The 11,566-nt window shown below is 73.1% G+C and carries 9 protein-coding genes and 1 tRNA gene; 4 read left to right on the plus strand and 6 right to left on the minus strand.

Translation table 11 applies throughout. The features are described 5' to 3' along the window. The first annotated feature begins 55 nt into the window (after positions 1 to 55). Positions 56 to 1,699: an AbeC-like domain-containing protein gene (locus tag PV341_RS25260; protein WP_500324454.1), complete on the plus strand. Its 1,644-nt coding sequence runs from the start codon at positions 56 to 58 to the stop codon at positions 1,697 to 1,699. Positions 1,700 to 1,763: 64 nt separating this feature from the next. Here the strand turns inward: PV341_RS25260 and PV341_RS25265 are convergent, their stop codons facing one another. After that, positions 1,764 to 2,324, minus strand: a complete 561-nt coding sequence (locus PV341_RS25265) for an HIT family protein (protein ID WP_499510812.1) — start codon at positions 2,322 to 2,324, stop codon at positions 1,764 to 1,766. A gap of 66 nt (positions 2,325 to 2,390) precedes the next feature. Here PV341_RS25265 and PV341_RS25270 point away from each other — a divergent pair, with 66 nt between their 5' ends. After that, positions 2,391 to 3,065, plus strand: coding sequence for a potassium channel family protein (locus tag PV341_RS25270; RefSeq protein WP_500324456.1), 675 nt, complete (start codon positions 2,391 to 2,393; stop codon positions 3,063 to 3,065). A gap of 37 nt (positions 3,066 to 3,102) precedes the next feature. Here PV341_RS25270 and thrS read toward each other — a convergent pair whose 3' ends face one another. From thrS to PV341_RS25285, 3 genes are all read right to left on the minus strand, one after another. Continuing rightward, entirely contained in the window at positions 3,103 to 5,085 is a 1,983-nt protein-coding gene (gene thrS / locus PV341_RS25275; RefSeq protein WP_499510814.1) for a threonine--tRNA ligase, read from the minus strand. A gap of 133 nt (positions 5,086 to 5,218) precedes the next feature. Beyond that, positions 5,219 to 6,406, minus strand: coding sequence for a hypothetical protein (locus PV341_RS25280; RefSeq protein WP_500359030.1), 1,188 nt, complete (start codon positions 6,404 to 6,406; stop codon positions 5,219 to 5,221). Next, entirely contained in the window at positions 6,406 to 6,972 is a 567-nt protein-coding gene (locus tag PV341_RS25285; protein WP_499510816.1) for a DUF4365 domain-containing protein, read from the minus strand. The genes PV341_RS25280 and PV341_RS25285 overlap by 1 nt, the downstream gene beginning before the upstream one ends. 172 nt (positions 6,973 to 7,144) lie before the next feature. Between PV341_RS25285 and PV341_RS25290 the strand changes: the two genes are divergently transcribed. After that, entirely contained in the window at positions 7,145 to 7,885 is a 741-nt protein-coding gene (locus PV341_RS25290) for an exonuclease domain-containing protein (RefSeq protein WP_500324460.1), read from the plus strand. Between the two features lie 47 nt (positions 7,886 to 7,932). On the opposite strand, the gene PV341_RS25295 is transcribed toward PV341_RS25290, so the two are convergent. Next, positions 7,933 to 8,004 (minus strand) — tRNA-Val (locus tag PV341_RS25295). A 38-nt stretch (positions 8,005 to 8,042) separates the two neighbouring features. Beyond that, on the minus strand, positions 8,043 to 8,519 hold the full coding sequence (locus PV341_RS25300) for an SRPBCC family protein (protein ID WP_500324462.1): 477 nt from the start codon (positions 8,517 to 8,519) through the stop codon (positions 8,043 to 8,045). Positions 8,520 to 8,599: 80 nt separating this feature from the next. Here PV341_RS25300 and PV341_RS25305 point away from each other — a divergent pair, with 80 nt between their 5' ends. Beyond that, complete coding sequence (locus tag PV341_RS25305; protein WP_500359031.1) at positions 8,600 to 10,945, plus strand: SCO7613 C-terminal domain-containing membrane protein; 2,346 nt, start codon at positions 8,600 to 8,602, stop codon at positions 10,943 to 10,945. The last annotated feature ends 621 nt before the right edge of the window (positions 10,946 to 11,566 follow it).

An 11,566-nucleotide genomic window follows, 5' to 3' on the forward strand; every position in this document is an offset into this window, starting at 1 on the left:
GGAAAGGGCCGTGCGGGTTCACGTCCGCACGGGCGGGGACCAGAAGGGGGCGGCAGTGACCGACGGTTTCGACTTCCTGAGCCCGGGCGCGCAGATACCGCTGAGCGGTGTCGACGGGCAGACGGGGGCCACCCAGGCCCTCGCGTCGGCCGCGTACCGCGACAGTCCCATGGATGCCCTCGCCACGGCCGACGCGGGCAAGTCGTCGGTCAAGGAGGCGAAGGTCAAGCTGCTGCAGGCGAACCTGGGCGAGGCCTTCGCCCGCGCCGTGCAGAACCGGATGCTGGGCGCCTCCCGGAACGAGCTGGTGCAGTCCTTCGGCGCGGAGCCGCAGACCGTCGTCGAGCACTGCCTGGCCGCCAACCGGATCCGCCAGGAGCGCGACAACAAGCTGACGGCCGTGATGGTCGTGTTCGGCCTGCTCTTCCTGCCCGGGATGCTGGTCTGGCTGGGCGCCTTCCAACTGCGGGCCCTCGTACGGAGGTCCGAGGGCTCCCGGGCAGGGCTGCTCGGCTCGGTGGTGCTGCTCGTGGTCGGCTTCTTCGCCGTCCTCTTCGTCGTCAACCCGCCGCTCACCGGCTTCTGGTCGCAGTACCTGCGGGTGATGATGGTGGCCCCGGTCCTCGGCTGGTTCTGGGCGAAGCGGCTCTGCGAGCAGACCGCCAAGGACCTGCGCGAACGCTGGGCGGGGCTGGTCTCGGGCAGCGGCGTCGGCGCGAAGATCCCCGAGGCCGTGCCGCGCAACCCCAACCAGACCCGGGCCGAGAAGCTGCGCCAGAGCCTGGCCAAGCTCTCCGCCGAGCAGCAGAGCAACGTGGTCTTCTACCAAGGCCCCAAGGGCGTGCTCGGCATGGGCGCCCGGTGGGGCGCCTGGCACATGGCCGAGGAGCTGACGCCCCGCGAAGGGCTGAGCGAGATCCACCCCTTCCGCAGCTGGGACGTCATCAAGGTGATCCACGGCAAGTTGCGCGGCCTGCAGCGCGGCCCGCTGCACACCGGTGGTTTCCCCAAGCCGCTGATACAGCACTGGGTCGTCTCCCACGTCGGCGAGGGCGCCAAGAAGATCACCCGGCCCACCGGCTCCGACGTCGACGGCTACACCGTCCGCGACTTCGAGATCCAGCGGATCTGCAACGAGCAGCAGTTCGACAAGGGCAACCGGCACTACCTGGGTCTGCAGTTCGTGGTCTGGGACGGTCAGCTGGTGATCACCATGATGGTCACCGTGACCGTGCTGGCGAGCACGCTGCGGATCGAGGTGACCGGGCACGCGCTCGGACCGGTGCACTCCCTGTTCACCACGGCACCGGAGGCCAAGGAGAAGGAGATAGCCCACCCGGTCAAGTTCTGGGAGACGAAGAAGGTGCAGCTGCCGCTCGTGACGAGCGACGAGGTGGTGCGGCTGGCCGCCCGCGCCCCCCTGACCCGTTTCCCCCAGGTGCTCGACCACCTCGGCGGCAAGATCGTCCTGCCCGAGCCCTTCGGTCTGCGGCACAGCTGGGCCTCACAGCCCTGGAACCACCGTTTCATGGCCGACGACGCCCTGCGCGCCGCCACCCCCGTGCTGCGGGCGGTGCACTCCGCGGCCATCACCGTCATGGAGGAGAACGGGGTGGACGTCTCGAAGTTCAACAACCGCTCGGGCATATTGAGCAACATGGTGCAGGACGCCTCGCCCAGCGAGGCCGACGTCTACTGACGGGCCCCGGGGCGGACGGCTCGCGCGCCGCCCGGCCCCGGCCCGGTCGGCGGGACGGACCGGGTCAGCCGGCCGGCCAGGCGTCGGCGAGCATCTTGCGGGTGTCGGCGAGGAGCTGCGGCAGCACCTTGGTGTGGCCGACCACCGGCATGAAGTTGGTGTCGCCGCCCCAGCGCGGCACCACGTGCTGGTGCAGGTGCGCGGCGATCCCGGCGCCCGCCACGGTGCCCTGGTTCATGCCGATGTTGAAGCCGTGCGCGCCCGAGGCCGAGCGCAGCGCGACCATGGCGCGCTTGGTGAACTCGGCGAGCTCGATGGTCTCCGGCCCGTCGAGGTCGGTGTAGTCCGCGACGTGACGGTAGGGCACCACCATCAGGTGGCCGCCGTTGTACGGGTAGAGGTTGAGGACCGCGTAGACGGCGTCGCCGCGCGCGATGACGAGCCCGTCCTCGTCGCTCATCTCCGGAATCGCACAGAAGGGGCAGCCGTCGCCGGCCCCTGGGCCGGTCGGCTTGTTCTCGCCCTGGATGTACGCCATGCGGTGCGGCGTCCACAGGCGCTGGAACGCGTCCTGCGTCCCGACTCCGTTCTGCAGTTCCGGCTCACTCGTCATGCCTTGCAGCATATGGCGTCGTCCCGGCCCTGCGTGTCGCCGGGGGCGCTCCCGCGTGCGGGGCACGATGCTGGCTCCATGCCCATGGATGACGACCGGCGGCTGCGGGAGTGGGAGCGTCGGGGCAGTGTGCCGCTGTCCATCGCGTCCCTGGTGTTCCTCGTCACGTACGCGGTGCGCGTGCTCGTCCCGGACCTGCCGCCCGAATGGTCCGACCTGCTGCTGACGGTCACCGTCGTGACCTGGGGACTCTTCGTGCTGGACTACCTGGTCCGGGTGGCCGTCGCGCCCCACCGCTGGAGTTACGTCCGCCGCCGCTGGCTCGACCTGGTCGTGGTGGTCCTGCCGCTGCTGCGCCCGCTGCGTCTGCTGCAGATCTACGGGAGGGTCCAGGACCTCCACAAGCAGCCGCGGTTCTCCCTGGAGGCCCGGGTGATGGGGTACGCGGGGCTCAGCGCGCTGCTCCTCGGCTTCGCGGCGAGCCTGCAGGTGTACGCGGACGAGCACAACGCGCCCGGCGCGCAGATCCGCACCTACGGCCAGTCGGTGTGGTGGCTGTGCTCCACGATCACCACGACCGGCTACGGCGACCTCGTGCCGGTGACGGTGCGCGGACGGGTGATCGCGGTGGGGGTGATGTTCCTGGGCGTCGTCCTGATCGGCGCGGTCGTCGGGTCGTTCTCGGCCTGGCTCACGCAGAGCTTCCGCCGTGCCGACGAGCGGCCGGACGCGGGCGGGCCCCCGGAGGGCTGACCTCCGGGGGCCCGTCGCCGTGCGTCGTTCCGGCGGCTCAGACCTGGACGCGGTCCTCGACGGCCTTGGCGATCTCGGCGATCGCCTCGTCGCGCGGGATGCCGTTCTTCTGCGAGCCGTCCCGGTAGCGGAAGGAGACCGAGCCCGCCGCCATGTCCTCGTCGCCGACGATGACCATGAACGGCACCTTGCTGCGCTGCGCGTTGCGGATCTTCTTCTGCATCCGGTCGGCGGAGGCGTCCACCTCGACGCGCAGGCCCTTCCTCTTCGCCTCGGCGGCGAACTCCTGCAGGTAGGACACGTGCGCGTCGCCGATCGGGATGCCGACCGCCTGGACGGGGGCCAGCCATGCCGGGAAGGCGCCCGCATAGTGCTCGAGCAGCACCGCGAAGAAGCGCTCGATGGAACCGAAGAGCGCGCGGTGGATCATGACCGGGCGCTGCTTGGTGCCGTCCGCCGCCGTGTACTCCAGGTCGAAGCGCTCGGGCAGGTTGAAGTCGAGCTGCACGGTCGACATCTGCCAGGTGCGGCCGATGGCGTCCTTGGCCTGGACGGAGATCTTCGGACCGTAGAACGCGGCGCCGCCCGGGTCGGGGACGAGCGGGAGGCCCTGCTTCTCGGCCACCTGCCGCAGCGTCTCGGTGGCCTCCTCCCAGATCTCGTCGGAGCCGACGAACTTCTCCGGGTCCTTGGTCGACAGCTCCAGGTAGAAGTCGGTCAGGCCGTAGTCGCGCAGCAGGTTGAGGACGAAGGTGAGCGTCTTGTCGAGCTCGTCCGCCATCTGCTCCTTGGTGCAGTAGATGTGCGCGTCGTCCTGGGTGAAACCGCGGGCCCGGGTGAGGCCGTGCACGACACCCGACTTCTCGTACCGGTACACGGTGCCGAACTCGAACAGGCGCAGCGGCAGTTCACGGTACGAGCGGCCGCGCGCGTCGAAGATCAGGTTGTGCATCGGGCAGTTCATGGGCTTGAGGTAGTAGTCCACGCCCTCGTCGAGCTGCATGGGCGGGTACATGCCGTCGGCGTACCAGTCCAGGTGGCCCGAGGTCTCGAAGAGCTTCCCCTTGGTGGCATGCGGGGTGTAGACGAACTCGTACCCCTCCTCCTCGTGCCGGCGGCGCGAGTAGTCCTCCATGACCCGGCGGACGATGCCGCCCTTGGGGTGGAAGACCGCCAGGCCCGAGCCGATCTGCTCCGGGATGGAGAACAGGTCGAGCTCGGAGCCGAGCTTGCGGTGGTCGCGCTTCTCGGCCTCGACGAGGAAATCCAGGTACTCCTTGAGCTCGTCCTTGGACGGCCAGGCGGTGCCGTAGATGCGCTGCAGCTGCTTGTTCTTCTCGCTGCCGCGCCAGTAGGCGGCGGCCGAGCGCATCAGCTTGAACGCCGGGACGAACCTGGTGCTGGGCAGGTGCGGACCGCGGCAGAGGTCCTTCCAGCACAGCTCGCCGGTCTTGGCGTCCAGGTTGTCGTAGATGGTCAGCTCGCCGGCGCCGACCTCGGCGGAGGCGCCCTCGGCGGCCTCGGCTGCGGAGCCCTTGAGGCCGATCAGCTCCAGCTTGTAGGGCTCGTCGGCGAGTTCCTCGCGGGCCGCGTCGTCGCCGACGGCACGGCGGGAGAAGCGCTGGCCGCGCTTGACGATCTCCTGCATCTTCTTCTCGATGCGCTTGAGGTCGTCGGGGTGGAAGGGCTTCTCGACGTCGAAGTCGTAGTAGAAACCGTCCTTGATCGGCGGGCCGATGCCGAGCTTGGCCTCCGGGAAGAGCTCCTGCACGGCCTGGGCCATCACGTGCGCGGTGGAGTGGCGCAGGATGTTGAGGCCGTCCTCGCTGGCGATCCCGACGGGCTCGACCTCGTCGCCGTCGGCGACCTCGTAGGCGAGGTCCTTCAGCTGGCCCCCGACCCGCGCGGCGACGACGGTGCGGTCGCCGTCGAAGAGCTCGGCGGCCGTCGTGCCCGTCGTGACCAGCCGCTCTTCCTGCTCATCGGAATCGCGTTTGATGATCACACGGACGTCTGACACCGGTCTCTCCTGACGTATGTCCCACTGGGTCCGGCAGCGGAAAGCTGCACCGGTGAATCCTACCGAGCCGGGCGGGTGCCCCGCGAAGCGATGGCCCCCGGCGTCGGGGGCCCCCGCCCGGTGCGCCCCCCGGTCAGCCGCCGAAGGAGTCCTCGAAGGTGTCGACGCCGCCGTGCAGGGCCTTCATCAGCCGGTCGCGGTCGGCCTCGTCGACGTGGACGGGGGTCAGCGCCGACGGGTGGGTGAGGTGGCGGAAGCCGGTACGCCGTTCCAGCCGCCCGGAGAGCCGGACCGGCAGCCCGACCAGGTGCGCCTGGGCCGCGATGCGGTACCCCTCCTCGGGCAGGCGGATGCGTACCTGGCGGACGTCCGCACCGGCCAGGACGCGCAGCCGGATGCTGCCGCCCCCGGAGGGGCGCGGCCGGCGCAGCCGGGTGACGGTGCCGGTGACGCGCACGTCGACCGAGGGTTCCTCGCGCACGTAACGCTCACTGGCGGCCTCCAGCGCGGGGAGGTCGCCAGGGGAGAACTCGACCGGCTCCGGCACCCTGGCGAACCCCACGGGCGGCCCGGCCGCCGGGGCCCAGGCGAGGGTGACCACCACGCCCTCGGTGCCGCGCACCATCCGGATCAGGGAGTCGGCCAGTTCGTGGCAGACGCCGAGGCCCACCGCCGCGTCGAAGGCCTCCATGCCGCCGGTGGTCCGCTGGTAGTCCACGGCGTCCCGGGCCGCCTGCAGCGCGCGCAGCAGCGTGGTCACGGTGCGGCGGCCCTCGGGGACCGGCGCGTACGCGGTGAGCTGGTGCCCCGGCGCGGCACCGACCAGCACCTGCTCCAGGAAGGCGTTGGCGTGCCCGGTGTGGCGCGCGCCGAAGTAGCCGAAGCGGTCCCGCTCGGCGCGGGCGGCGGACATGAGCATGGCGCGGGCGGCCGCGCGCAGCTGCTCCGCCGCCGTCCACGGCACGGCCGCGCCGGCGGCCGGCGGCAGCTCTTGGTGCCAGTGGATCTCGTCGCCGGGGACGGCGAGCGCGGTCAGCACCTCGCGCGCCGAGGGCTCGCCGCAGCGGGCGAGGGCGTCGAGGGCCTCGCCCAGCAGCTCGACGTGGTCGGCGTAGCGGGCGCCCGCGGTACGCCGCTCGGGCACCAGGAGGCTGGTCCGGGCGGCGGACTCAGGCTCGCCCGGGGGCGTCCAGCGTGTGTAGCGGCCCGGGGCGCCGCCACGCCGCCGCCAGCCGTGGCGGACGAGCAGCGCGACGAGGACGCCGGGGTCGACCCGCTCGGGGTCGGGCGGGACGAGTGCGTCGTCTGCCGTCCGGCTCATCAGGGCCTCCCTCCCGCCCCGACCCGCGTCATGATCTCGCACAGGGCCCGGTCGTCGAAGATCCGCGCGGTGGGTATCCGCACGGTCGTCTTGCGCTTGCCGGTCGCGGCGTGACCGGCGAGGTTCGTCCAGTAGCAGCAGTGCCGCAGCTCCAGCCGGTCGTGGCCGGCACGCAGCCACTCCTCCTGGGTGCGCGGCACGAGCATCACCACGAGGATCTTGTGCACCGAGACCGGGGTCCGGGCCAGCTTCACCAGGTGCTCGTTCTCCAGGGTGAAGCCGAAGGTCGGACCGGGAGGCCGCGGGGCGACCTGGTAGGTGCACTTGAGCTGCACCTTGATCGTGACCTCGTCGTCCACACCGTGGCCGTGCGAACTGTGGCTTATGTGCCAGTCGATGCCGTTGTCCGGGAAGGGCTGGGCGAGCGAACAACCGGCGGCCGCCGCCACCGCGTGCAGATATCCCACTTGGAGGGTTTCCATGCAGCTGGTGGTGGCGAGTCCGCCGCGCAACGGTGCGTTCGGTTCGGACAGCAGCCCACCCGGGCCGGGCTGCTCGAGCGCCATCGCTCTCCGTGCCTTTCCGGGCGCGGGAATCCTAGTGATCCCCGTTGCCCTCTTCATCCCCACCAGCGACAAGTCGCAAACCGTTGCGGTTCGGTGACGTGCGGTCACGGGTACGTACCGTAAGGGCGGCCGCCGGCCGCCCGCATCCTGCGATCCGCACGGGAGGTGCGCCATGCCGCACTGGTACGACGGCCCGCTGGCCGCCTTCGACACGGAGACCACGGGGGTCGACGTGGAACACGACCGGGTGGTCTCGGCCGCGTTGGTGGTCGAGGACGCCCCCGGCATACCGGCCAGGACGACCCGCTGGCTGGTGGACCCGGGGGTCCCGGTGCCCGAAGGGGCCCGCGCGGTGCACGGGCTGGACGACGACTACCTCCGGGCGAACGGACGCCGTCCCGGCCCGGTGATGGAGGAACTGGCACGCGCGCTGGCCGACCAGGCCGCGGCCGGCGTGCCGCTCGTGGTGATGAACGCACCCTTCGACCTGACGCTGCTCGACCGGGAGTTGAAGCGCCACCGCGGCATGGCGCTCGACGCCTACCTGGTCCGCGGCCCGCTGCGCGTCCTCGACCCCCGGGTCCTGGACAAGCACCTCGACCGCTACCGCAAGGGCCGCCGCACCCTCACCGACCTCTGCGCGCACTACGGCGTGGTGCTGACCGACGCCCATGACGCCGCGGCGGACGCCCTCGCCGCGCTCGCGCTCGTACGGGTGCTGGGCCACCGCTTCGCCACACGGATCGGCGGGGTGCCGCCCGCCGAACTCCACGCCCGCCAGGCCCTCTGGCACGCCGGCCAGGCCCGCGGGCTGCAGGCGTGGTTCGCCCGCAGCGGCACCGACGACCGGGTCGACCCGGCCTGGCCGCTGCGGCCGACACCCGCGCGGGCCCCCGAGGAACCGGCGGCCTAGGCACACGCCGAAGGGCCGGTCCGTGATGGACCGGCCCTTCGTGACGGTGGGCGATACTGGGATCGAACCAGTGACCCCTTCGGTGTGAACGAAGTGCTCTCCCGCTGAGCTAATCGCCCGGGACGACCTGAACAATACAGGGCGCGGGCGGCTGCGTTCAAACGGCTTCCCGGCCCGGTGCCCCCTCCGCGCGCAGCCGGGCGGACAGGCCCCGCCGCCCCTGCCGCATCATCAGGGCGTGGTTCGCACGGAACAGCGGCCGGCACGGGACGGCCAGCCGCCGCATCAGCGGCTTGTTGACGATCACGTCCTCCTCGAAGACCAGCCGGGTGCCGCCGCCCGCCCCGTCCGCGCCGACCGTCCAGCGCACCCACCCCTCCAGGTCCCCGTACATCGCCACCTCCAGCACCCCCGCGCGCGGGTCGCGGCGGGTCTGGTGCGCGGTGACGAACAGGTCGTACGGCAGGACCGAGCGGAAGCGCAGGGTGCCGGCGGTCTCGCCGGTCTGCCGCACCTCGCGGACCTGGGGCCACCAGACCGGGTACTCGTGCGGGCGCTCCAGGAGGCCGTACACGGCCTCGGGCGGGGCGGCGATCCGCCACAGGCTGCGGAAGCGGTAACGGCTCCAGTCCATGGAGCCAGTGTGCGTACTCAGCGCGGATCTGAGTACCGGCGCGCATGCCCGCGCACGTGGGCCGCGCCACACTCCGAGCCATGGAGACGATGCCCCCGCCGCACGACCGCTGTCCCGCGTGCGGCACCTACCTGCCCGCGACGGCGCCGCCCGCGTGCCCGCGCTGCGCGCTGCCCCTGGTCGGGCCGGTCGCCGAGGAACTGCGCGAGACCGACCGCGCCCTCCTGCGGCTGGACGCCGAACGCGGCCGCCTCATCGCGCGCCGCGGGCAGTTGCTGGCGCAGCTGCGGCCGCCGTACCCGCCGGCGCCGTGGGGCACGCCGTGGGGTGCCCCGCCGCGCCGCGAGACGTCGCCCCGCGCGGTGCAGAACCTGCTGCTCGCCCTGGGCGGTGTGCTGCTGGCGGTCGCCGCGATCGCGTTCACCGTCATCAGCTGGGGCCACCTCGGCATCGGCGGACGTGCCGCCGTCCTGGGCGCGCTGACCCTCGCGGCGACGGGAGTGCCCGTACTGCTGCTGCGCCGCACGCTGACCGCCACGGCCGAGGTCGTCGCCTGCCTCGGCCTCGTGCTGCTGCTGCTCGACGTGTACGCGCTGCACCGCGTGGCGTTCCCCGGCGCCGACGGGCTGCGCTTCGCGGCGGTGTCCCTGACCGTCGTCGCCGCGCTCTGGGCCGGGTACGGGAAGGCGCTCGGGCGGCTCGTGCTGCCGGTGCCCTTCGCCGTGGTGATCGGTCAACTCCCCCTGGCGCTGTGGGCGTCGGCCGCGGAGTCGGCGTACGGGCTCGCGGCCGCCCTGCTCGTCACGGCCGCGCTGGACGCGGCGGTCGCCCTCCTCACCGGCGGGCGCGGGACGCGGATCACCGCCGCCGTCGCCGGGACGGCCGTCGGTCTGGGCGCGCTGCTCACCGCGGGCGGGCTCTCCGTCTCTGCCGACGACGGCGGAGCGGCACTGCGCGCGGGCGTACTGCTGCTGGGCGCCGCCGCGGTGGCGCTCACCGTCGCACTGCGGCCCTCGGTGCCCGCCACCGTGTCGGGGATCCTGTCCGGGGTCGCGGCGCTCGCAGTCGTGGGCGCGGCCGGCGGGATCCTCCGGTCGGACGTGCCCGGCGACTGGATCGTGCCGGGGTACCCGGCGTGCGCGGCGGTCGTGCTCGGCGCGGCGGCCCTCGCCGTCCCGGCCCGCCTCCGCACGGTGGCCGCCGGTCTCGCGGCCGGCGCCGCCGCCGTGCACGCCCTCGCCCTGCTGTGGGCGCTGCCCTCGCTGATCGTGGGCGTGGTCGCGCCCGACGCGTGGGAGGGCCGGTACGGCGCGGTCGCCGTGGCCGGCCTGCTCGCGGCGGAACTGGCCACGGCGGCGCGGCTGCACCGCGCCACCCCGTACGGCCCGCTCGCCGCCTCCGGCGCCCTGGTGGCGGCCGCGGTCGCCGTGTGCGTTCCCGGTCCGCTGCCCGTACGGCTCGTCGTCGTGGCCGCCCTGCTCGCGCTGTCGGCCCGGGCGCTCACCTGGACCGCCCTGGTGAGCGCCTGCGGGCTCGCCGTGACGGCCGTCGCGTGGGCCCACCCGGAGCGCACGACGACGCTCACCGTGCTCGCCGTGCTGCTGGCCTGCTTCGGCGCGCTGTACGTCGTGGCCCCGCGCACCCGCGTGGTGAGCGCCGCCGCGGTGGTCGCCTGCGCGGCGGGCCTCGCCTGGACCGGACTGCCCGCCCACGCGGCCGCGTTCACCCTCCTCGCGATCGCCGCGGCCGCCCAGGCCGCCGCTTTCCGCGCCGCCGGACACCCCTTCGAGCACCCCGGCCACGCCGCGGCCCTCCTCACGATCGGCCTCGTCGCCGACGACCCCGCACTCCTCGCCCTGGCCCTCGCCCTCGCAGGTGTCCTCGCCGCGGCCGTCGCGGCGCTGCGGGCCGACCGGCGGTGGCTCGGCTACGTCGCGACCTGCCTGATGATCGCGGCGAGTTGGGTACGCCTCGCGGCCTCCGACGTCCACGTCCCGGAGGCGTACACCCTCCCCGTCACGGTCGCCGCCCTGGCCGTCGGAGCCCTGCGGCGGCGCCGCGACCCCACGTCCTCGTCCTGGGCCGCCTACGCCCCCGGGCTCTGCGCGACCCTCCTGCCCAGCCTCGCCGCCGCCTGGGGCGACCCCGGCTGGGTCCGCCCCCTGACCCTGGGCGCGGCCTCGCTCGCCGTGATGCTCCTCGGTGCCCGCCACCGGTTGGCGGCGCCGCTCCTGCTGGGGGCGGGCGTGCTCGCGCTCGACGCGCTGCACGAACTGGCCCCCTACATCGCCCAGGCCCTCGGCGCGGTCCCCCGCTGGGTGCCGCTCGCCCTGGCGGGCGTCCTCCTGCTCGGGGTCGGGGCGACGTACGAGCGCCGTCTGCGCGACGTCCGGCGCGTGCGGGACGCACTGGGGCGCCTCCGCTAAGAATGTGCCGGTGGGTTGTGGTTGCGGGCCCGGTGGTTGTGCGCGGCTCGTTTGCGCCTGCGGCGGGCGGTTTCCCCGCCGCCCGCCCGATTGCCCGGCGCGGTTGGTGCGGGCCTCGCGCGGTACGTAGTGGGCCGGGGTCGGGCCCTCCGGGGCTGGGCATTCTGGACCGCATATTTATGTGCATGGCGGGCGGTCCAGGTCGGTGCCGTCTCTGCTGCACAACACATACACGTCAGCGTCCAGAACGCCCACCCTCCCCCAGCCTTCGGCCGGGGGTGCCCCCAACGACCCTCCGTATCGTGCGGCGACCAACGGCCGGTGGGAGGTAGGAGGGCGGTCCGGGGTTGCCGCAGGTGCCCTAATTACCCCCCACCGGCCGTCGTGCGCCCCAACCGGCATGAGGAGGTGTGGCGGGGTGCGCCCATGGGGGTCCCCCCGGCCGAAGGCTGGGGGAGACGAGCGGCGAACCCGGGCGCCGAACGAGGTAGGGCCAAACCGCGAGCGCAGTGGGGGTCCCCCCGGCCGAAGGCTGGGGGAGTGCGCCGGGCCCCGACCCCAATCCCGGGCCCCCGGAGCCCTCCTTCACTCTGGTTGCCCGTTCTTCGTTTAAAAAAAAAA

The sequence above is a fragment of the Streptomyces sp. PA03-1a genome (assembly GCF_033792805.1).
In the GTDB taxonomy this organism is placed as follows: domain Bacteria; phylum Actinomycetota; class Actinomycetes; order Streptomycetales; family Streptomycetaceae; genus Actinacidiphila.

Excerpts from the sequence above, each read along its gene's own strand:
- PV341_RS25265 (WP_499510812.1), bottom strand. The coding sequence starts at position 2,324 with ATGCTGCAAGGCATGACGAGTGAGCCGGAACTGCAGAACGGAGTCGGG.
- PV341_RS25270 (WP_500324456.1), top strand. The coding sequence starts at position 2,391 with ATGCCCATGGATGACGACCGGCGGCTGCGGGAGTGGGAGCGTCGGGGC.
- PV341_RS25280 (WP_500359030.1), bottom strand. The coding sequence starts at position 6,406 with ATGAGCCGGACGGCAGACGACGCACTCGTCCCGCCCGACCCCGAGCGG.
- PV341_RS25285 (WP_499510816.1), bottom strand. The coding sequence starts at position 6,972 with ATGGCGCTCGAGCAGCCCGGCCCGGGTGGGCTGCTGTCCGAACCGAAC.
- PV341_RS25290 (WP_500324460.1), top strand. The coding sequence starts at position 7,145 with ATGCCGCACTGGTACGACGGCCCGCTGGCCGCCTTCGACACGGAGACC.
- PV341_RS25300 (WP_500324462.1), bottom strand. The coding sequence starts at position 8,519 with ATGGACTGGAGCCGTTACCGCTTCCGCAGCCTGTGGCGGATCGCCGCC.
- PV341_RS25305 (WP_500359031.1), top strand. The coding sequence starts at position 8,600 with ATGGAGACGATGCCCCCGCCGCACGACCGCTGTCCCGCGTGCGGCACC.